Below are 21,314 nucleotides of genomic sequence, written 5' to 3'. Positions count from 1 at the left end.
GTAAAGGCCTAAAGGTAGCTCTGCTCCCCCCGATGGGCTTCGCGCCGGCGGGCAAGCAGTGTCAATGCGGCCACCACGACCGCGAAACACAGCGTCAGCAGTACGTAGAAGGCCAGCGCAAGGCCGACCGTCATGGTGCCGAGCAGCACCATGGCCAAAATCCAGACGCCCAGCGATACGATGGCGCGCGCCGACATGGGTTGTCTCCTATACCCTGTCCTGATTCGCCGAAAACCCGTTAACCGACTCCGCACCCGCCGCGGCCTTCTGGCCGTCTGTTCGCCGCCGCGTCCAATGCCCATATCGTGGTGGGAACCGGGTCGGCACACGGGCACTTTGTGAAGCCTGCCACAGCCGCAAGGCGGAACGGGGCGTGGCATCCTGTCACTGTGCGGGCGCGTCGCACCTGTTAGAGGCTGAACAGTTCGGTTTCGTCGCATCGCGGGATTGGTTGGCTTGGTCAACAAGTCTGTTGACAGCTAGCGGCATAGACCTTACCTTTACGTAAACGTCAGGGAAGAGGTTGGACGGCGTGGATCGGATTGCGGACGGCATGGCGTCGATGGACACCGAGGAGAGCGGCAGGGCCGAGGGGCCTGGCTGCGATCCGCGCCTGGGCATCGGCGACTTGGCTGGAGAGTTCGGTCTGACCCACCGCACCATCCGCCATTACGAAGATGAGGGGCTGCTGTCGCCGGAACGGATTGGCAGCGCCCGTGGTGGCGTCCATGGTGGCGCCCGCATCTACAGCCACCGCGACCGTGCCCGGCTGGCGCTGATCTGCCGGGGCAAGCGGCTGGGCTTCAGCCTGGCCGAGATCAAGGATTTCCTGAACCTCTACGACAGCGGCGACGCCCAGATCGAACAGATGCGCTACATGCGCACCATCGCGCGCCGCCGGATTTCCGCGCTTGAACAGCAGCTTGCCGACGTCAAACAGACGCTGGCGGAGCTGTGCACCATCGACACCCAGATCTCCGAGCATCTTCGCCGCAACGGCATTACGGAGACGCAGGACATGGAGGAGAAGCACTCATGAAGTCGGTCGTCATCGCCGGTTATGCCCGTTCGCCCTTCGCCTTCGCCCACAAGGGCGAGCTGACCAAGGTCCGCCCCGACGATCTGCTGGCCCGCGTCATCGCGGCGCTGGTCGAGCGCACCGGCCTGAAGACCGAGGATGTCGAGGACGTCATCGTCGGCTGCTCCTTCCCCGAGGGTGAGCAGGGCCTGAACGTTGCCCGCAGCATCTCCTTCCTGGCCAAGCTGCCGCAGACCGCGGCGGCGACCACGGTGAACCGCTATTGCGGCTCCTCCATGCAGTCGATCCATCAGGCGGCCGGCGCCATCCAGATGGGCGCCGGCGAGGTCTTCGTCTGCGGCGGCGTCGAATCGATGACGCGCGTGCCGATCATGGGCTTCAACCCGATGCCGAACCCGACGCTGAAGGAATCCTATCCGGAAGCCTACTGCTCGATGGGCATCACCGCGGAGAATGTCGCCCGCAAATACGCCATCTCCCGCGCCGAGCAGGAGGCGCTTGCGGTCGCCTCCCATGCCAAGGCCGCCGAGGCCCAGGCGGCCGGCCGTCTGGCCGATGAGATCGTCGGCATCCAGACCGCGGCCGGTCTGGTCGACAAGGACGGCTGCATCCGTCCCGGCACCAACGCCGAAGGGCTGGCCGGCCTGAAGCCGGCCTTCACCGCCGACGGCACCGTGACCGCCGGCACCTCCTCGCCGCTGACCGACGGCGCGTCGGTCGTGCTGGTGACGACGGAGGAGTATGCCCGCGCCAACGGCCTGCCGATCCTGGCGAAGATCCGCTCGGTCGCCGTCGCTGGCTGCGCGCCGGAGCTGATGGGGCTGGGTCCGGTCCCGGCGACCCGCAAGGCGCTGGCCCGCGCCGGCCTGTCGATCAACGACATCGACATCATCGAGATCAACGAGGCCTTCTCGTCCCAGGCCATCGCCTGCATGCGCGACCTCGACATCGACCCGTCCCGCATCAATCCGGACGGCGGCGCGCTGGCGCTCGGCCATCCGCTGGGGGCCACCGGCGCCCGCATCACCGGCAAGGCCGCAGCCCTGCTGAAGCGCGAAGGCAAGCAGTTCGCGCTGGCGACCCAGTGCATCGGCGGCGGCCAGGGCATCGCCACCATCCTGGAAGCGGTCTGACGAACGGGATCGGGGAGGAAACGACCATGAAGATCGAACGCGCCGCCGTGATCGGTGCGGGCGTGATGGGGGCCGGCATCGCCGCCCATTTCGCCAACGCCGGCATCCCCTGCGTCCTGCTCGACATCCCGGCCAAGGAGGGCGCCGACCGCAGCGCCATCGCCAAGGGTGCGGTTGCCAAGATGCTGAAGACCGATCCGGCTCCCTTCATGCATCCCAAAAACGCCAAGCTGATCACGCCCGGCAATCTTGAGGATGACCTGAACCTGCTGGCCGACGTCGACTGGATCGTCGAGGCCATCGTCGAGAACCCGGCGATCAAGGCCGACCTCTACAAGCGCATCGACCCGGTGCGCAAGGCGGGCTCGGTGGTGTCGTCCAACACCTCGACCATCCCGCTGGCGGTGCTGACGGAGGGGCAGAGCGGGCAGTTCGCCAAGGACTTCCTGATCACCCACTTCTTCAACCCGCCGCGCTACATGCGTCTGCTGGAGATCGTCGGCGGCGCCGATACCCGCGCCGACGCGCTGGCCGCCATCGCCGAGGTCTGCGACCGCCGCCTCGGCAAGGGTGTCGTCCATTGCAAGGACACGCCGGGCTTCATCGCCAACCGCATCGGCGTCTTCTGGATCCAGGCGGCGGTCAATGCCGCGGTCGATCTCGGCCTGACGGTGGAGGAGGCGGACGCCGTCGGCGGCCGGCCGATGGGCATCCCCAAGACCGGCGTGTTCGGTCTGATGGATTTGGTCGGTCTCGACCTGATGCCGCACATCGCCAAGAGCATGTCGGCAACCTTGCCGGCCAATGACGCCTATCGCGGCCAGATGCGCGAACACCCGGTCATCACGAAGATGATCGCGGAGGGCTATACCGGCCGTAAGGGCAAGGGCGGCTTCTACCGCATCAACAAGGCCGGCGGCGGCAAGGTGAAGGAGTCGGTCAACCTCCAGACCGGCGACTACGCCCCCTCGGAGAAGGCCCGGCTGGACAGCGTGTCCTCCGCCGGCCGCGACCTGCGCAAGCTGTGCGAGCACCCGGACAAGGGCGGCCGCTTCGCCCGCCGCGTCCTGGCCCAGACGCTGGCCTATGCCGCCAGCCTGGTGCCGGAGATTGCCGACAGCATCGTCGCCGTCGATGAGGGCATGCGCCTCGGCTACAACTGGAAGCAGGGTCCGTTCGAGCTGATCGACCGGCTGGGCACCGAGTGGTTCGCCGAGCTGTGCCGTTCCGAAGGCATTCCGGTCCCGGCGCTGGTGGAGACCGCTGCGGGTCGTCCCTTCTACCGGGTGGAGGGCGGCAAGCTCCAGCACCTGACCACGGCCGGCGTCTATGACACCGTCGTGCGTCCGGACGGCGTGCTGCTGCTGTCGGACATCAAGCGCGCCGCCGGCAAGCCGGTGTGGAAGAACGGCTCCGCCAGCCTGTGGGACATCGGCGACGGCGTGCTGTGCGTCGAGTTCACCAGCAAGATGAACGCCGTCGACGGCGACATCATGGCCGCCTACGAGAAGGCGATGCGCCTGATCGGCGACGGAAAAGGCGACTGGAAGGCGCTGGTCATCCACAACGAGGCCGACAATTTCTCGGTCGGTGCCAATCTCGGTCTCGCCCTCTTCGCGCTGAACATCGGCCTGTGGCCGCAGATCGAGGAGATGGTGGAGGGCGGCCAGCGCACCTACCGCGCGCTGAAATACGCCCCCTTCCCGGTGGTGGCGGCGCCCAGCGGCATGGCGCTAGGCGGCGGCTGCGAGATCCTGCTGCACTCCGACCATGTCCAGGCCCATGCCGAGACCTATGTCGGCCTTGTCGAGGTCGGTGTCGGCCTGATCCCGGCCTGGGGCGGCTGCACCGAGATGCTGGCCCGCCATCAGGCCAACCCGAAGGCGCCGCGCGGGCCGATGCCGGGCATCGCCAAGGCCTTCGAGATCATCAGCACCGCCACCGTCGCCAAGTCGGCGGCCGAGGCCAAGGAGCTGCTGTATTTCCGCGCCACCGACGGCATCACCATGAACCGCGACCGGCTGCTGGCCGACGCCAAGGCCAAGGCGCTGGAACTGGCGCAGGCCTACACCCCGCCGGAGAAGACCACCAGCTACGTCCTGCCCGGCCCCAGCGCCAAGGCGGCGATGGAGCTGGCGGTGGAGGGCTTCGCCCTGCAGGGCAAGGTCACACCGCACGACAAGGTGGTTTGCGCCGCCCTGGCCGAGGTGCTGAGCGGCGGCGAGGAGGCTGACATCGCCAAGCCGGTCGGCGAGGACCACATCCTGCGGCTGGAGCGCGAGGCGTTCATGGGGCTGGTGCGCACCGGCGGCACCATCGACCGGATCGAGCACATGCTGCTCACCGGCAAGCCGCTGCGGAACTGAGGGGGAGGAACGAGAGATGCCGATCTACAAGGCTCCGCTTGAGGATGTGCGCTTCGTCCTGGACGAGATCGTCGGCCTGGACAAGCTGTCGGCCCTGCCGGGCTATGAGGACGCCACGCCGGAACTCGTCGGCCAGGTGTTGGAGGAAGGCGCCAGGCTGTGCGAGGAGGTGCTGTTCCCGCTGAACCAGTCGGGCGACGGCGAGGGTTGCCATTTCGAGAATGGCGAGGTCCGCACGCCCAAGGGCTTCAAGGAGGCCTACGCCACCTATATCGAGGCCGGCTGGCAGGGTCTTGCCTGCGATCCGGCCTATGGCGGGCAGGGGCTGCCGAAGCTGGTCAACATAATGCTGGAGGAGTTCATCTGCTCCGCCAACCTCAGCTTCGGCATGTATCCCGGCCTGTCGCTCGGCGCCTACAACGCGCTGGCGATGTACGGCTCGGACGAGTTGAAGCAGCGCTTCCTGCCCAAGCTGGTCGATGGTACCTGGTCCGGCACCATGTGCCTGACCGAGCCGCATTGCGGCACCGACCTCGGCATCATCCGCACCAGGGCGGTGCCCGATGGCGAGGGCGCCTACAAGATTACCGGCACCAAGATNTGGCCCGCCTGCCCGACGCCCCGGCCGGGACCCGCGGCATCAGCCTGTTCCTGGTGCCCAAGTTCCTGCCGAAGGATGACGGTACGCCGGGCGCGCGCAACGGCGTCGCCTGCGGCTCCATCGAGCACAAGATGGGCATCAAGGCGTCCTCGACCTGCGTCATGAACTTCGAGGACGCCACTGGCTGGCTGGTCGGCGAGCCGCATAAGGGCATGCGCGCCATGTTCGTGATGATGAACGCGGCCCGTCTGGCCGTGGGCATCCAGGGGCTGGGTCTGGCCGAGGTCTCCTACCAGAACGCCGTCAACTACGCCCGCGAACGGCTCCAGGGCCGGTCGCTGTCGGGGGTGAAGGCGCCGGACAAGCCGGCCGACCCGATCATCGTCCATCCCGACGTGCGCAAGAACCTGCTTACCGCCCGCGCCTTCACTGAAGGGGCGCGTGCGCTCGGCGCGCTGACCGCCTACAAGCTCGACGTGGCGGAAAAGCATCCCGACGAACGCACCCGCCGCGATGCCGATGAGTTCGTCCAGTTGATGACGCCGATCGTCAAGGCGCTGTTCACCGACATCGGTTTCGACTCGGCCAACATCGCCGTGCAGGTCCATGGCGGCCACGGCTTCATCTGGGAGACCGGTGTCGAGCAGTATGTCCGCGACGCCCGCATCTGCCAGATCTATGAGGGCACCAACGGCATCCAGGCGCTCGACCTCGTCGGCCGCAAGCTGCCGCAGGACGTGGGCCGCCTGCTCCGTCATTTCTTCCACCCCGTCGGCCGCGACATCGAGGCGGCGATGGAGAAGGACGAGTTGGGCGAGTTCGTGATGCCGCTGGCCAAGGCCTTCGCCAAGCTGCAGCAGGCCACCGCCCTGATCGCCCAGAAAGGCCTGAAGGATCCGGAGGAGGCCGGCGCCGCCGCCAGCGACTATCTGCGCCTGTTCGGGCTGGTGGCGTTGGGCTGGAGTTGGCTGACCATGGTTAACAAGGCGCAGGCCAGGCTCGAAGCCGGGGAGGGCAATGCCGCCTTCTATGAGGCGAAGATCAAGACCGCGCGCTTCTATATGACCAAGCTGCTGCCGCAGACCAACAGTCTGTTCATCACCATCGCCGCCGGCGCCAAGCCGTTGATGGAACTGGAAGACGCCGCTTTTTGACATGCTCCCCGTCCTCCGGGGCGCGCGACTTCAGGCCGGACCGGTGCCCGCAAGGCGCCGGTCCGGCTTTTTCTTGCCCGTTCGGCAGGTCGCAAGAGCGCATGCGTACAATGACCGGAAATTGTCATAGATCCTTGGAAATATCACCCTTGGGAAGCATCCGCCTCGGCCAACCAGCATTCATGGCCGTGACAAAAGTTAATTTCAGGTTGTTCCATCTGGTCCCTGCGTGTTACATCTCAATAGAGATTACGTTCGGCCGGTGCCTGCTATATCCTTTGGATTTTAGGGAATATGCGGGTGGCGACAGCCTCCTCCTTTTCTCAAGCCTCTGGGGCGTCTTTCGGAGGGGCAGGCATGGTTCGGGAGTTTGTGCGATGAAGATCCTGATCGGTGATGATCACGTCCTGTTCCGGGAAGGTCTTCGCCGTCTGCTTGAGCAGCTGCGCGAAAACGCGACCTTTGCGGAAGCCAGCAATTTCGACGAGCTACTGGACATGGCGGCTTCGAAGGATGAAGCCTATGACCTGATTCTGACCGACCTGCGTATGCCGGGCTGGCCCGGGTTCTCCGGCATTGGCATGTTGCGCGACCGGCAGCCGAACTCGAAGGTCGTTGTCGTATCGGCGTCCGAGGCGCAGTCCGACGTGCGGGAAGCGCTGGAGAACGGCGCGGCAGGATACATTCCGAAATCATCCAGCGTGAAGATCATGTTGAGCGCGCTCGACCTGATCTTCTCCGGCGGTGTCTATGTGCCGGCGACGGTGTTGCGCGAAGGGATCGAGCCCGATCATCGCGGCGGTTCGGTGATGCCGCCGACCGACCCGCAGTTGGAACAACTGCTGACTCAGCGTCAGCGCGAGGTGCTCGATCGCCTGCGCGAAGGCAAGTCGAACAAGCAGATCGCCCATGAACTGGGCCTGTCCGAAGGCACTGTGAAGATCCACATGACCGCGATCTTCAAGTCTCTCGGCGTGCGCAACCGTACCCAGGCGGCCATGGCCTTTCCGCAGTCGCATTCGGCGTAAAGTCCACTTCCAGGCATCGATGCGAAAAGACCCGCCGGGATGTTCCGGCGGGTCTTTTCGCAATGGCCGATGGATGGTTTTCCTCAGCCCATTCCGGCCACATAGCCGCGCAGGGACTCGACCTCCAGCTCTGCATCGTCGATCCGGGCCTTCACCACGTCGCCGATGCTGATGACGCCGACCACGCGCCCGGACTCGATGATGGGCACATGGCGGATGCGCCGTTCGGTCATCACGGCCATCATTTCGGCTACGGTGTCCGTCGGGGTGGCGGTGATCAGGTCGCGCGTCATCAGGTCCGCCGCCGGGCGGTCGAGTGCCGTTGCACCGTCGCGGGCGACGGCACGCACGATGTCACGTTCCGACAGGATGCCGACCGGTTGGCCATTGTCGTCCATCACCAGAATTGCGCCGATCCGGTTCTCGGTCAGCAGGCGGGTGACGGCTGCCACGGTATCGTCCGGTGCGGCGGAAACGATCCGGTTGCCCTTGCGTTTCAAGACGGCTGCAACATGCATGGCTGTACGGCCTCCCTGCCAATGACCCTGATTACGGAATCATGGGGATGCGCGTACAATCTGCAAGGCAGATTGTTCAAAGAAAAGGACGGCCTCTCCAGATGGGAGAGGCCGTCCTTCGGATAGCCGGAACGAGTCCCGGAAACCCGTTCTTAGAAGCGGTAGCCAATGCCGACGCCGACCAGCCACGGGTCCAGCGTGACCTTCGAGGTGACCGGCAGCGCGCCGTTGACGGTCGCGGTGACGTCAGTCTTCAGGAAGATCTTCTTGACGTCGACGTTCAGCGACCAGTTGCCGGTCAGGGCGACGTCGACACCCGCCTGCAGAGCCCAGCCGAAGCGGTTCTTGTACTCGACGTCGGTGATGCGCAGGCCGGCCGAGTTCGGATTGTTGGCCGAATCCTCGTTGTAGAACAGGGTGTAGTTGATACCGGCGCCGATGTAGGGGCTGATGCGCTCCTTCGGCATGAAGTGGTACTGCACCGTCAGGGTCGGCGGCAGCAAGGAGACCTTGCCGATCTCGATGCCGCTGCCCAGCGCCGGCAGCAGGTTGCCGCGGACCTTGTGGCGGCTGGTGCCGGCGATCAGCTCGGCGGCGATGTTGTCGGTGAAGAAGTAGGAGAAGTCGACTTCGGGGATGTAGTCCTTGCCGACCTTCGCCGACCCGATGTCACCCAGCGCGGTGTTGTTCAGGGTGCCCTTTTCCTGCGGCAGCACGGCCAGGCCGCGCGCGCGGACGACGATGTCGCCGGCCGACTTGCCCTTGAAGTCCTGAGCGAGCGACGGGGAAGCGATGGCGACGAGGGCCGAGGTCGCCAGCAGGGCGGCGGCGGCGCGCGACAGGATGGTCATGGGGTCTGCTCCAGGCAATGCGTTGTTGCTGTTCTGTGGCATCAGCCAGTGGAGCTATTACCAGACGTCCTGTAAGGGTACTAGGGGGTTACAACCGATCCTCATCCGATGCAGCAGCTCTGCAACAGTGACGAGTTGTCGCATCGACAAGGGCATCAAGGATTTGGTTTGATCGACCGCTGCGGAATCAGCGCCATGCAGTTCTGGACGATGGCGTAACATTGACCAAGTCGTGCCGATCCGCCCGATGCACCACCATACACCACGCGCTCGACCACGCCGTTTCTCAAGCTGAAGGTTGCTTCGCAGTCGAAGCTGTTGACTTCATAGCCATAGCCATAGCCATAGCCGTAATGGGGCCATCCCCAGCCGCCATAATAGCCCAGCGGTGGCGGGCTGGGGTAGGTCACCAGACGGGAGCTTCGGTAGGTGAAGAACTCACGGTTGTCGACGGCGGCCTGACGTTCCGGGACGCCGGCACAAGACAACAGCGTCTCCTTGGGCATGCCGATCAGTGCCGTTTGCGCCACCAGCGCCTCGTCCGCAGACGGGTTGGCGCAGCCGGCCAGAGCCCCGGCCATGCCGAGCGAGGCCACGATCAGAAGCCGGCGGGCCGCGTTGCTCTCCATCATCCGACGCCTCACTATCCGACGCACAGACATCGCACGCCTCCACCTAATCAGCAGTCTGTTACCGCGGCCGGGCCGGCGACAGGTCGGACTCGGTCACCCCCAAGGCCCGGACATCCGACGGCAGTCCACGGCCGGTGGCGAGTCCCGCTGCCACCCGGCCCATGGCCGGCGCGGTCTGGATGCCGTAGCCGCCCTGGCCGGCAAGCCAGAAGAATCCCTCCGCATCGGGCGCGAACCCCACGACCGGCACCTTGTCCGCCACGAAGCTGCGCAGCCCCGCCCAGCGGTGGGCCAATCTCCGAACGGAGAAGCGCGACGCTTGTTCCAACCGGTCCACCGTCACGGCGACGTCGATGTCCTCGGGCTGCACGTCGCAGGGCTCGACCGGAGTCTGGTCGGCGGGTGAGGCCAGCAGGCGGCCGGCATCGGGCTTGACGTAGAAGGTCTCGGCCACGTCCGACACCATCGGCCAGCCATCAAGCCCTGCCTTGTCGGCTGGATCCTCGAAAACCGGGTCGAAGGTGATGGCGGTACGCCGCTTCGGCACCAGTCCGACCGCGGCGACTCCGGCCAGCTTCGCCAGTTCGTCGGCCCAGGCCCCGGCGGCGTTCACCACCACAGGTGCCGCGAAGCTGCCGGCGCTGGTTTCCGCCACCCACAGGCCGTCGCGGCGAGCCAGCGCTCGCACTTCGGCATCTGTCACCACCCGGCCACCGCGAGCCTTCAGCCCGCGCAGAAAGCCGTGATGCAGGGCGTGAACGTCGATGTCGCGGGCATCCGGCTCCCACACGCCGCCGGCCACATAGTCCGGACGCAGGAAGGGTGCCCGAGCCAGGACCTGGTCGCGGTCGTAACGTTCGACCGACGGGGTCAGGCGGCGGCCTTGTTCATATTCCGCATCCAGCCGGTCGACCTCATCGTCGCGGCCGACGATCAGCACGCCGCGCGGCGTCAGCAGGTCATGGTCGGCGAAGCCGCCCGGCGGGTTGGTGTAGAAATTCCAGCTCGCCACCGTCAGGGCGCGGATCGGCGCCGGGCCGTAGGTCTGGGTATAGAGCGCCGCGGATCGACCGGTGGAGTGATAGCCCGGCTGAGATTCGCGCTCCAGCACCAGCACCCGGCCCTGTGCGGCCAGCTCGTAGGCTGCCGAGGCGCCGGCGATGCCGGCCCCGACCACCAGGAAATCGACGCGTTCCAACGGTTCCGCTCCTCGGAGTCTTATCGGCCGCCTACGGGATGGCGGCGCCTTGTGGTGGCATGTGATCGGGCAGGGCGACCATTTCAAGGATCAGTTTCTGTCGCAGTGCGGCGACGAAGCTGTCCTTGTCCATCGCGCTTTTCACGAAGCTTCCCGGTCCGCCGATCACGCTCTCCTCGAAATACTCCTCCAGCCAGGGGAATTCGTCGAGGATGGCTAGGCCGTTGACGATGATTCCGCGTTTCGTCACCCGGTCGCGCGCCTCGGCCGGGTCGATCCCGCCGTTGGAAAAGCCGTTGGAGACCAGATCGATCACCTGCCGCGGCGCCTTGCCGCCGCGGTCGAACAGCTTCGCCGCCTCCAGGATGGCGCTGCCGATGGCCGTCGAGTCGCCCTGGAAGCCGCGGGGCAGGGCGTCGATGCGCTCGGCGAAGCGGCCGGCATCCTCCGGCTTGGCCAGGGCCGTCCAGGGGATCAGAACCTTCAGACTGTTCGGCCCCGAATAGGCGGCCAGCGTCACCCGCGCCCGCGCCGACGCCAGCGCTTCCGCCACCGCCGGATCGCGGAAGGCGGCGGCATGGCCCTGCAGCTGGAATTCCAGGTCGCCGGTGGTGATGGAGGCCGACCCGTCGAGCGCCAGAACCAGAGCCACGCCGGCCTGCACATCCTTTCCGGGCGCGGCGGCCTGCAGGGGACCGACCAGAACCAGCAGGACGAGCAGGGCGGTCATCACGGTACGCGGCATTCGCACAGGCACTCCATCACGCAATCGGCCAGGCAGCCGGCCCGTGTCACACGGTGGCAAGGGCGTGGCGCACCACCTTCACCATCACCGACGGCAGAGCCTGATCGCCCAGGCGGTCCACCGGCACCCAGTTCCCATCGGCCCGCTGCCAGTCCGGACCGGCCTTGGCGGCGACCACCTCAAGCTCAAGGTGAAAATGGGTGAATGTATGGCGGACCAGCCCCGGCAGCCGGCGCCAGCGCGCAGGGAACGGCTGCTGCGCCGCGACCGCGGCCTCGCCAGGCAATTCCGGTCCCCAGGCGGTCGACGGCACCTCAGCCATGCCGCCCAGCAGCCCTTCCTCCGCGCGGCGGCGCAGCAGGACGGCGCCCTCGGGGTTCAGCAACCAATAGGCGACGCCGCGGCGGGTCGGCTTCTCGGCCTTGGCTGCTTTGCGCGGCAGGCTTTCGGCGATGCCGGCGGCGCGTGCCTCGCAATACTCCGCCCAGGGGCACAGCATGCATTTCGGCTTGCGCGGGGTGCAGATGGTGGCGCCCAGGTCCATCATCGCCTGGGCATAGTCGCCGGGCCGGAAGTCCGGCGTCAGGGTGGCGGCCAGCCGCCGCAGGGTCGGCTTGCCGTTGGGCAGAGGCTCCTCCACCGCGAAGATTCGGGCGATCACCCGCTCGACATTGCCGTCCACCACGGTTGCCTTGCGGTCGAAGGCGATGGAGGTGATGGCGGCAGCCGTGTAGGCCCCGATGCCCGGCAAATCCAACAGAGCCGCCTCGTCGCCGGGAAACTGCCCGCCATGCGCGTCTGCCACGACGCGCGCGCATTTGTGCAGGTTGCGCGCCCGTGCGTAGTAGCCGAGCCCGGCCCAGGCGACCAGCACGTCGTCCAGCGGCGCGTCGGCCAGATCGCGCACGGTCGGCCAGCGTTCGGTGAAGCTGCGGAAATAGGGGGCGGCGGCGGGCACGGTGGTCTGCTGCAGCATGATCTCGGACAGCCAGACCCGGTAGGGATCGGCGGTCTCCCCCGGCTTGGCGCGCCAGGGCAGGTCGCGGCGGTGGCGGTCGTACCAGGATAGCAGCCGCCGGGCGGCCTCGATCGAATTTGGAATCATGATGGGAAGAAATAGAGGGTTGGAAGCGTCTGGGGAAGGGAGCCGGCCATATCCCATGGCCGGATGCTGGGCATCGGCCCGCGCTTGCGCTAGGGTGCCGCCATCCCACATGACCCGGAGCCGGTTTCCGAACCGATGCCGCACAGGAGTGATCGCAGAGCATGAGCGGACCGCGTCGCATCGGCCAATCCGTTCCGGAGGTCGCCGGCAAGGTGCTGGGCAAGCGCGGGCTTGCCTTCGGCGCGCTGATCACCGACTGGCCGTCGATCGTCGGACAGCAGCTGTCGCTGCGCACCGCTCCCGACAAGCTCAGCTTTCCCCGCGGCAAGCGCGAGGAGGCGACGCTGCACATCCGCGCCATGGGCGCCATCGCGCTGGAGTTGCAGCATCTGGAACCGCAGATCATCGAACGCATCAACGGTTTCTTCGGCTATCGCGCCGTGGCGAAGATCAAGCTGATCCATGCGGCGCTGCCCTCCACGCCCTCGCCAGTGGTGCGCCCGCGCGCCCTGACGATGGACGAGGAGATCGGCATCACCACCACCACCGCGGGGGTCGAGGACGAGGAGCTGCGAGCCACCCTGGAACGCTTCGGCCGCTCGCTGATGGCGCGGCCGAAGCGCGCCGCGCGATAGCCGGCTCGCTGGACGCATCTGTGCATCATTGTCTATACGTCAACATCTGGTAGGAACGAGGGCAAAGTGAACCGCAAAATTTTGGGAATCGCCGGTCTTCTGGCCATCGGCTTCACCGCCGCGTTCGGCACCGCCATGACAGCGGCGTCCACGGCGGCTCAGGCCGCGGCCACCCTGCCGCCGGTTTCGGAGATGATGGCCGAGCGCGTGATGGGCGATCCGAAGGCGCCGGTGACGATCCTCGACTATTCGTCGATGACTTGCTCGCACTGCGCCAATTTCCACGTCAACGTGCTGCCGAAGATCAAGGAAGCCTATATCGACACCGGCAAGGCCAAGTTGGTCTTCCGCGACTTCCCCTTCGATCAGGCCGCACTCAGCGCCGCCATGCTGGCCCATTGCGCCCCGCCCGAGCGCTATTTCCCGCTCACCGACGTTCTGTTCAAGAGCCAGCCGAACTGGAGCCGCTCCTCCGACCCGGCCAAGGCGCTGGCGCAGTACGGCAAGCTGGCCGGCATGACCCAGGAGACCATCGACGCCTGTCTCGCCAACAAGGAGCTGGCCGACGCCATCCTGAACACCCGCCTGACCGGTCAGAACCAGTACAAGATCGAAGCCACTCCCACCTTCATCCTCAACGACGGCAAGGCCCGTATCGAAGGCGCCCAGTCGTTCGAGGAGTTCGCGAAGGAAATCGACAAGCTGCTGAAGTAAGCGCTTCATTGAAGCTTCAACGGTTGTAAGAGGGGTAATGCCCCCTTCCCAACCCTCCCCCTCTTNTACCGGCCATTGGCCGGCCGAGGGCGGGGGAGGGGCGGGGAGGGGGCAACAGTTTTCCGATGCCCATGCTGTCCTAAGTCAAGTACACCAAAGGTTCGTCCCCAGTGCAGTTCACGCGTCTCCGCCTGTCGGGTTTCAAGTCTTTCGTCGATTCCACGGAACTGGTCATCGAACCCGGCATGACCGGGATCGTCGGCCCCAACGGCTGCGGCAAGTCCAATCTGGTGGAGGCGTTGCGTTGGGTGATGGGCGAGACCTCGGCCAAGCGCATGCGCGGCGGCGATATGGACGACGTCATCTTCGGCGGCACCTCCAGCCGGCCGGCCCGCAATTTGGGCGAGGTAACGCTGGGGGTGGACAACCGGTCGCGCACCGCGCCGGCCGGCTTCAACGAGCATGACGAGCTGGAGATCACCCGCCGGATCGAGCGCGGTTCCGGCTCCGACTACCGCATCAACGGCAAGCTGGTGCGTGCGCGCGATGTCCAGCTGCTGTTCGCCGACAACGCGTCGGGTGCCGCTTCGCCGGCCCTGGTCAGCCAAGGCAAGGTTGCGCAGATCATCTCTGCCAAGCCGCAGGACCGCAGGGCCCTGCTCGAGGAGGCCGCCGGCATCACCGGCCTGCATTCCCGCCGGCACGAGGCAGAGTTGCGGCTGAAGGCGGCGGAGGGCAACCTGACCCGCCTCGACGATGTCATCGGGGCGATGGACACCCAGTTGCAAAGCCTGAAGAAGCAGGCGCGGCAGGCCTCCCGCTACCGCAACCTGTCCGACCAGATCCGCAAGGCGGAAGCCGTGCTGTGGCACCTGCGCTGGATCGCCGCCCAGGAGGAGCGCGCCCGCGCCCATGCCGCCTTTGCAGCGGCCGAGGCGGCGGTGCGCGACCGCATGCTCTCCGTCAACCAGCTGACCGCGCGGCGGACGGAAGCCGCTGCCGGCCTGCCGGAGAAGCGCCAGGACGAGGCGCGTGCGGCTTCCGCCCTGCAAAGGCTGGTGATCGCCCGCGAACAGCTCGACGCCGAGGAGAAGCGCGTCGCCGACCAGCAGCGCGCCTTGGAGGCCCGGCTGCGCCAGATCGCCGGCGACCTTGGCCGTGAGGAGGCTCTGGCCGCCGATGCCGGGGAAGCGCTGACCCGTCTGATGGCCGAGCGCGACCGGTTGATCGCCGCACAATCCGACGAGGAGATGCTGGAGGAAGCCGCGGCGGACGCTCTGGCCGAGGCGCGCGAGCAGGTCGATGCTCTCGACCGCGAACTGATGCGCCTGACCGAAGCGGTCGCCACCGACGAGGCCCGCCGCGCCGCCACCCAGCGTCAGGTTGCCGATCTGGAGTCCCGTGCCGCCGGCCTCGCCAAGCGGCTGGCCGAACAGCAGGCCCAGCGCGCCGTGCTGGAGGCGGAGATTGCCGCCCGCGCCGACCTGTCGGACGCCGAACTGGCGGTGGACCTCGCCGAACAGCGGCTGGAGCAGGCCCGTGAGGCCGCGGAGGCCGCTGAACAGGCAAAGGCGGAGGCCGAACCGGCCCAATCCCGTGCCCGTGAGGCGCTGTCCGCTGCCGACTCCGCCTGTGCCAAGCTGCGTGCCGAAGAGCGGGCGCTGGCCGAGCTGCTGGAGGCCGGAGCCGGCGGGCCGTTCCCGCCGCTGGTCGACGCGGTGGCGGTGTCGCCCGGCTATGAGGGGGCGTTGGCCGCGGCGCTCGGCGACGCGCTGACCGCTCCGCTGGACGAAACCGCACCGGTGCATTGGCGCACGCTGCCGGCCTATGGCTCGGTGGCGCCGCTGCCGGAAGAGGTGGAGCCGCTGTCGAGCCGTGTGGAGGGACCGCGGGCCGCCGCCCGCGCGCTTGCCCATGTCGGGGTGGTCGACGATGCCGCTGCGGCCGAATCGTTGTCGGCGACGCTGGCGCCGGGGCAGGTGCTGGTCAGCCGCGACGGTGGCGCTTGGCGCTGGGATGGGCTGACCGTCCAGGCCGGGGCTCCAACGGCCGCCGCCGTCCGCCTCAAGCAGCGCAACCGCTTGGCCGAGCTGCGCGGCGAGCTGGAGCTTGCCGAGGAACGGGTCGAACTGGCGCGCGAGACCCTGGACGCCGCCAAGCTGGCCGTCGAAGAAGCGGCTCAGGCCGACCGCCGCGCCCGCGATGCCGTGCGCGAGGGCTTTGCCGCGCTGAACGTCGCTCGCGAACGCCATGCAAAGCTGGCGCGCGAGGCCGATGCCGCGTCCTCACGCCTTGCGTCACTGGCTGATGCCGTCGAGCGCCTTGCCGCCGACGAGCGCGAGGCTGCCGCCCGCCGCGACGAGGCCCTGGAGTTGCTGGAGTCGCTGCCGGACCCGCGTGAAGGGCGGGATCGGGTGACCGACCAGCGCGCCGCTCTGGCTGAACGCCGCGCCGTTCTGGCCGAGCGGCAGAATGCGGTCGACCGACTGACGCGCGAAGCGCAGGCCCGGCGCCAGCGCCTGGGCGCCATCCAGGCCGAAACCGCATCCTGGGACACGCGCTCCTCCGGGGCCGGTGGACGGGTGGCGGAACTGCGCCAGCGCGCCGACGAGGCCGAAGGCGAACTCGCCCAGCTCTCCGGACGGCCGGCGGCGATCGCGGCGGAACGCCAGGATCTGCTCGACCGCATTGCCATGGCGGAACGTGACCGCAAGCGCGCCGCCGATGGGCTGGCCGAGGCCGAGGCGCGGTTGGCGGAGACCGAACAGGCCCTGCACGATGCGGAAGCGGCGCTGGCCGATGGCCGAGAGGCGCGTGCGCGTGCCGAGGCCGCGGTGTCCGCCGCGCTCCAGCAGGAACGCACCCTGACGGAACGCATCGCCGAACGGCTGGATTGCCGGCCGGAGGACACTCGCGCCGCCGCCGACCTCGACCCCGCCGAACCGATGCCCGATGCTGCGGCGGTGGAAGCCCGGCTCGACAAGCTGACGCGCGAGCGCGAGACCATGGGGCCGGTCAATCTGCGCGCCGAGATCGAGGCGCAGGAGCTTGAGGCCCAGATCACCGGCCTGCATGGCGAGCGCGAGGATCTGACCGCCGCCATCGCCCGCCTGCGCCAGGGCATCTCCAGCCTGAACCGCGAGGCGCGTGAGCGCTTGATCGCCAGCTTCGACGTGGTCAACCGCGACTTCCAGGACCTGTTCACCCGCCTGTTCGGTGGCGGAAAGGCCTATCTGGAGCTGGTCAACGCCGAGGACCCGCTGAACGCCGGGCTGGAAATCTACGCCAGCCCGCCGGGCAAGAAGCTGCAGGTGCTCTCACTGCTGTCGGGTGGCGAGCAGGCCTTGACCGCGCTGTCGCTGCTGTTCGCCGTCTTCCGGTCGAATCCGGCGCCGATCTGCGTGCTGGACGAGGTCGACGCCCCGCTGGACGAGGCGAATGTCGGGCGCTTCTGCGATCTGGTGGAGGACATCGCGCGGCAGGGCGACACCCGTTTCCTGATCATCACCCACCACCGCCTGACCATGGCGCGGGTCGACCGCCTGTTCGGCGTGACCATGGTGGAGCGCGGCGTGTCGCAGCTTGTCAGCGTGGATCTGAGCCGTGCGGAGGAGTTGCGGGGGGTGGCGTGAGGGCGTGAGGATGAGGCGAGACCCTCATCCACCCCGTTTCCACACCGTCGTCTCGATGTAACGGCTCGCCAGGAACCGGTAAGTCTGCTTCTGAAGCGCCTCCACCTTCGGCGAGCGTTCCATCGAAATGTCGTCCCAGCCACGGAGCAGGTCTTCCCATTCCAGCAGCTTGGCGCGCAGGTCGTCGCGGATCTTGCGGATGAACTGGATGGTGGGATGGAAGTTGCGCAGCGCGCCGACGATGTCGCCGGTCTGGGCGTCGGCCTGATCGAAGATCATGTCGTATTCGCGCACCGGCTTGCGGATCAGCCCCTGCATGCGGTTCAACTCGCTGCAGAAGGTGCGGTCGGTGCGGTAGATGGTGGCGAGCTTGCCGATCGCCTGATCGATCCGGCGGATGTGCCTGAAGCGGTCGCGCAGCGCCTCGATGTAGGACAGTTCCTGTGCCAGATCGTCGATGCGGTCGGTCAGATACTGTTCGGCATTGGTTGTCAGCTTCAGCCGCTCTGCGATCTTGGCGAAGGCCGCCTTCATCTTCTCCTGCGTCTGCGGATCATCCAGCAGCTGTTCCAGCTGAGACTGGTCGGACACGATGATCTCGTTCCCGGTGAAGGAGGAGACGATCTGCATGGTCAGCCGCCCTTTGGCGGTGATGCGGTGCCTGTCCTCCACCGACCAGGAGGCCCGGCCGTCCAGCAGTTCGCCGGGAATTTCCTCGCCCGGCCGGATCTGCTTCACGAAGGCCAGACCCTGTTCGATGATCTCCAGCAGGCGGGCGTCGTGGCAACCATCCTCGATCTGGAAGGATTCCATCAGGGTGGGGAAGGCCAGAGCCACCTTCAGATCGCCCAGCAGGATGTTCAGAACCGGGTCCTTGCTGTTCGGATCCTGGCAGAAGAAGGCGCCTGGCAGGCTGAAGACCTTGTGCTGGAAATCGAAATGCGTGTCCCGCATCGGCTGGACCAGGACATTCTCCTGTGCCGCCTTTTCGGCGATGGCAGCGTCGGGAGCGGCATCCGCAACCGGGGCGGCATCCGAAGAGGGGGGTGTCTCGTCGCTGCTGGAGATGTCGGTCATGGGCTTGGACGGTACTCGGCGGGAGAGGAAGGGGCGGCTGTCGATTGCTCCTCCAGCCTACAGCAGATCGCGCAGACGGAACCACATCATTGCAAGGACCAGCGCCGGGGTACGGAACCGACGTCCGCCGGGGAAGGGCGTGTGGGGAATGCGGGCGAACACGTCGAAGCGACCGGCCGTGCCGCTCACCGTCTCCGCCATCAGCCGCCCGGCCATGCCGGCCAGCGCCACGCCATGGCCGGAATAGCCGTGGGCGTACAGCGTCGTCGGCGACAGCCGGCCCAGATGCGGCATGCGGTTCATGGTGATGGCGACCCGGCCGCCCCAGAAATACTCGATGCGGGCGTCTTTCAGTTCCGGATAGATCGCCAGCATCTTCAACCGCATCGCCTGTTTCAGCCCCGGCGCGTCCACTCCGGAATAGCTGACGCCGCCGCCGAACAGCAGCCTGTGGTCGGCGGAACGGCGGAAATAATTGAGCGAGAACTTCATGTCCGAAACCGCGATGTTCGTCGGCAGCAGAGTCCGTGCCCGTTCCTCGCCCAGCGGTTCGGTGGCGATCATGTAGGTCGCGACCGGCATGATGTTGCGGTCTAGCGTCGGCGCCAGCCCGCCGAGATAGGCGTTGCCGGCCAGGATCAGGTGCTTGGCCGTCACCCGGCCGCGCCCGGTGCCCACCCAGGGCTTCGCCCCGCTGTCCATGGCGACGACGCGGCTGTTCTCGAAGATGCGCACCCCTGCGGCATCGGCGGCGCGGGCGAGGCCCAGCGCGTAGTTCAGCGGGTGAAGATGCCCGCTGCCCTCGTCCAGCAGTCCGCCGATATAGGCAGCGCTGCCGACATGCTCGCGGATGCCGGCGCGGTCCAGCGGCCGCACCCGGTCATAGCCGTAGCCGTCGCGCATCTCGCGTTCCAGCGCCGCCACGTCCTGCATGTGGCGCTGTTTCAGCGCCGCATAAGCGAAGCCCCAGGTCAGGTCGCAGGCGATGGCGTGGCGCTCCACCCGTTCGGCCAGCTGGGCCTTCGCCTCCTCGCCGAACTCCCACAGGCGGCGGGCATCCTCCTTGCCGACCCAGCCCTCGACGGTCGCCATCGGCTTGTTGTAACCGGTGATGATCTGGCCGCCGTTGCGGCCCGAGGCGCCCCAGCCGCAGCGCTCCGCCTCCAGCAGCACGACGTCGAAGCCACGCTCCGCCAGTTCCAGCGCCGCGGTCAGGCCGGTGTAGCCGCCGCCGACGATGCAGACGTCGCAGGCGGCCTCGCCCTCCAGGGTCGGGCGGTCGATACGGGAGGCGGCGGAGGCCGCGTACCAGCTGTTCAGGTAGGAGGCTTTCGGCATGCCGCAGTTAAGTCCGAGCCGACGGGGGAGGTCAACGGAAAGGCGGATATTTCACCGAAGCGTCATGCGGAACCCTCTGGCGCGTTCCGCCGGAACGGCGTCATAGTGTCGCTGTCGTCCACAGCACGGAGGGGGCTGCCCATAGTCCGGAGCGGTCCGCCATACCCATGGGTTTTATGGAAGACTTCATCAAGAAGAACCGCATCACCGAAGTCGAATGTCTTGTGCCCGACATGTCGGGCATCGCGCGGGGAAAGATCGTTCCCGCCGAAAAGTTCCTCCGCATCCTGCGCGACCGCGGCCTGCGCCTGCCCGAGGCGATCTTCGTGCAGACCGTGACCGGTGAGTTCCCCGACGACGAGGACATCACGTCGGACGAGAATTCCGACATCTACATGATTCCGGACGAACGCACGATCCGCTTCGTCCCCTGGTACACCGAGCCGACGGCCCAGGTCATCACCGACTGCGTCTATGCCGACGGCAGGCCGGTCGACGTGTCGCCCCGCCATGTGCTGAAGCGCGTGCTGTCGCTGTACGAGGAGCGTGGCTGGAAGCCGCTGGTGGCGCCGGAGCTGGAATTCTTCCTGGTCCAGGTCAACAAGGACCCCGATTACCCGCTGGTTCCGCCGGTCGGGCGCAACGGCCGGATGGAAAGCGGCCGGCAGGCCTTCGGCATCGACGCGGTCAACGAATTCGACCCGATCTTCGAGGCTGTCTATGATTTCTGCGAGAAGCAGGACATCGACATCGACACGCTGACCCACGAGGCCGGCGCCGCCCAGATCGAGATCAACTTCAACCATGGCGATGCGCTGGAACTGGCCGACCAGGCCTTCCTGTTCAAGCGTACGGCGCGCGAGGCGGCGATCCGCCACCAGATCTACGCCACCTTCATGGCGAAGCCGATGCAGGGCGAACCTGGCAGCGCCATGCACATCCACCAGTCGGTGGTCGATACCGTCACCGGCCGCAACCTGTTCAGCAATCCCGACGGCACCGACAGCGACCTGTTCATGGCGCACATCGCCGGGTTGCAGAAATACCTTCCCTATGTGATGCCGCTGCTGGCGCCCAACGTCAACAGCTACCGCCGGCTGGTGCCGAACTCCGATGCGCCGATCAACGTGCATTGGGGCCGCGACAACCGCACCACCGGCCTGCGCGTTCCCGTCTCCCAGCCCGATGCCCGCCGGGTGGAGAACCGGGTGGCCGGCGCCGACGCCAACCCCTATCTCGCCATCGCCGCGTCGCTCGCCTGCGGCTATGTCGGCATGACCCAGGGGCTGGAGCCGAACGACCCGATCAAGGGCTCCGCCTACCGCCTCGCCTTCACCCTGCCGCGCCACCAGTCGGAGGCGCTGACCAAGTTCAACGCCTGCAAGCCGCTGAAGGAAATCCTCGGCGAACGCTTCATCGACGCCGTCACCTGCGTGAAGCAGACGGAGTACGAGGCCTACAACCGGGTCATCAGTTCGTGGGAGCGGGAAAACCTGCTGCTGAACGTCTGACCGGGTCCGCGGCGGGGCGGCACATCGCCCCGCCGCC

At 67.0% G+C, this 21,314-nt stretch carries 18 protein-coding genes and 1 pseudogene; 10 read left to right on the top strand and 9 right to left on the bottom strand.

Annotation, left to right across the window (positions count from 1 at the left end; translation table 11 throughout):
- Positions 1 to 8 precede the first annotated feature (8 nt).
- Entirely contained in the window at positions 9 to 197 is a 189-nt protein-coding gene (locus tag A6A40_RS27610; protein ID WP_108549052.1) for a hypothetical protein, read from the bottom strand.
- Positions 198 to 532: 335 nt separating this feature from the next.
- On the opposite strand from A6A40_RS27610, the gene A6A40_RS27605 reads away from it, so the two are divergent.
- The 6 genes and pseudogenes from A6A40_RS27605 (at position 533) to A6A40_RS27585 (ending at position 7,321) form a co-directional block, all read left to right on the top strand.
- Positions 533 to 1,039: a MerR family transcriptional regulator gene (locus A6A40_RS27605; protein WP_108549498.1), complete on the top strand. Its 507-nt coding sequence runs from the start codon at positions 533 to 535 to the stop codon at positions 1,037 to 1,039.
- A complete protein-coding gene (locus A6A40_RS27600; protein ID WP_108549051.1) occupies positions 1,036 to 2,172 on the top strand; it encodes a thiolase family protein in 1,137 nt (378 codons plus the stop codon). The genes A6A40_RS27605 and A6A40_RS27600 overlap by 4 nt, the downstream gene beginning before the upstream one ends.
- 26 nt (positions 2,173 to 2,198) lie before the next feature.
- Entirely contained in the window at positions 2,199 to 4,538 is a 2,340-nt protein-coding gene (locus A6A40_RS27595; RefSeq protein WP_108549050.1) for a 3-hydroxyacyl-CoA dehydrogenase/enoyl-CoA hydratase family protein, read from the top strand.
- A gap of 16 nt (positions 4,539 to 4,554) precedes the next feature.
- A pseudogene (locus A6A40_RS31955) lies at positions 4,555 to 5,138 on the top strand (acyl-CoA dehydrogenase family protein); the annotation flags it as partial.
- Position 5,139: 1 nt separating this feature from the next.
- The coding region (locus A6A40_RS27590; RefSeq protein ID WP_236784099.1) for an acyl-CoA dehydrogenase C-terminal domain-containing protein at positions 5,140 to 6,293 on the top strand (1,154 nt) is incomplete at its 5' end.
- A gap of 377 nt (positions 6,294 to 6,670) precedes the next feature.
- Positions 6,671 to 7,321 (top strand): response regulator, encoded by a 651-nt coding sequence (locus A6A40_RS27585; protein WP_108549049.1) that lies wholly within the window; start codon positions 6,671 to 6,673, stop codon positions 7,319 to 7,321.
- 83 nt (positions 7,322 to 7,404) lie between these two features.
- Here A6A40_RS27585 and A6A40_RS27580 read toward each other — a convergent pair whose 3' ends face one another.
- The 6 genes from A6A40_RS27580 to mutY all read right to left on the bottom strand — a co-directional run bounded on the left by A6A40_RS27580 (position 7,405) and on the right by mutY (position 12,370).
- Positions 7,405 to 7,839, bottom strand: coding sequence for a CBS domain-containing protein (locus A6A40_RS27580; protein ID WP_108549048.1), 435 nt, complete (start codon positions 7,837 to 7,839; stop codon positions 7,405 to 7,407).
- A gap of 152 nt (positions 7,840 to 7,991) precedes the next feature.
- On the bottom strand, positions 7,992 to 8,690 hold the full coding sequence (locus A6A40_RS27575) for an OmpW/AlkL family protein (protein ID WP_236784098.1): 699 nt from the start codon (positions 8,688 to 8,690) through the stop codon (positions 7,992 to 7,994).
- Between the two features lie 155 nt (positions 8,691 to 8,845).
- A complete protein-coding gene (locus tag A6A40_RS27570) occupies positions 8,846 to 9,322 on the bottom strand; it encodes a hypothetical protein (RefSeq protein ID WP_418208639.1) in 477 nt (158 codons plus the stop codon).
- A gap of 58 nt (positions 9,323 to 9,380) precedes the next feature.
- The gene (locus A6A40_RS27565) at positions 9,381 to 10,520 is read right to left on the bottom strand and encodes an NAD(P)/FAD-dependent oxidoreductase (RefSeq protein ID WP_108549046.1); all 1,140 of its coding nucleotides are present in this window, start codon (positions 10,518 to 10,520) and stop codon (positions 9,381 to 9,383) included.
- A gap of 31 nt (positions 10,521 to 10,551) precedes the next feature.
- Entirely contained in the window at positions 10,552 to 11,265 is a 714-nt protein-coding gene (locus A6A40_RS27560; protein ID WP_108549045.1) for a DUF1194 domain-containing protein, read from the bottom strand.
- 46 nt (positions 11,266 to 11,311) lie between these two features.
- Positions 11,312 to 12,370 carry an A/G-specific adenine glycosylase gene (mutY, locus tag A6A40_RS27555; protein ID WP_108549044.1) on the bottom strand — a complete coding sequence of 353 codons (1,059 nt, stop codon included), beginning with the start codon at positions 12,368 to 12,370 and terminating at the stop codon, positions 11,312 to 11,314.
- Positions 12,371 to 12,531: 161 nt separating this feature from the next.
- Between mutY and A6A40_RS27550 the strand changes: the two genes are divergently transcribed.
- From A6A40_RS27550 to smc, 3 genes are all read left to right on the top strand, one after another.
- A complete protein-coding gene (locus A6A40_RS27550; RefSeq protein ID WP_108549043.1) occupies positions 12,532 to 13,005 on the top strand; it encodes a DUF721 domain-containing protein in 474 nt (157 codons plus the stop codon).
- A 66-nt stretch (positions 13,006 to 13,071) separates the two neighbouring features.
- Positions 13,072 to 13,719, top strand: coding sequence for a DsbA family protein (locus tag A6A40_RS27545; RefSeq protein ID WP_236784097.1), 648 nt, complete (start codon positions 13,072 to 13,074; stop codon positions 13,717 to 13,719).
- Positions 13,720 to 13,889: 170 nt separating this feature from the next.
- Complete coding sequence (gene smc / locus A6A40_RS27540; protein ID WP_108549041.1) at positions 13,890 to 17,351, top strand: chromosome segregation protein SMC; 3,462 nt, start codon at positions 13,890 to 13,892, stop codon at positions 17,349 to 17,351.
- A gap of 24 nt (positions 17,352 to 17,375) precedes the next feature.
- Here smc and A6A40_RS27535 read toward each other — a convergent pair whose 3' ends face one another.
- Entirely contained in the window at positions 17,376 to 18,428 is a 1,053-nt protein-coding gene (locus A6A40_RS27535) for a hypothetical protein (RefSeq protein ID WP_108549040.1), read from the bottom strand.
- Positions 18,429 to 18,485: 57 nt separating this feature from the next.
- Positions 18,486 to 19,766 carry an NAD(P)/FAD-dependent oxidoreductase gene (locus A6A40_RS27530; RefSeq protein ID WP_108549039.1) on the bottom strand — a complete coding sequence of 427 codons (1,281 nt, stop codon included), beginning with the start codon at positions 19,764 to 19,766 and terminating at the stop codon, positions 18,486 to 18,488.
- A gap of 167 nt (positions 19,767 to 19,933) precedes the next feature.
- On the opposite strand from A6A40_RS27530, the gene A6A40_RS27525 reads away from it, so the two are divergent.
- Entirely contained in the window at positions 19,934 to 21,277 is a 1,344-nt protein-coding gene (locus A6A40_RS27525; protein WP_108549038.1) for a glutamine synthetase family protein, read from the top strand.
- Positions 21,278 to 21,314: the final 37 nt, after the last annotated feature.

Origin of the sequence: Azospirillum humicireducens (assembly GCF_001639105.2) — a bacterium.
Classification (GTDB): Bacteria; Pseudomonadota; Alphaproteobacteria; order Azospirillales; family Azospirillaceae; genus Azospirillum; species Azospirillum humicireducens.
This window is presented reverse-complemented; position numbering and strand designations above follow the sequence as displayed.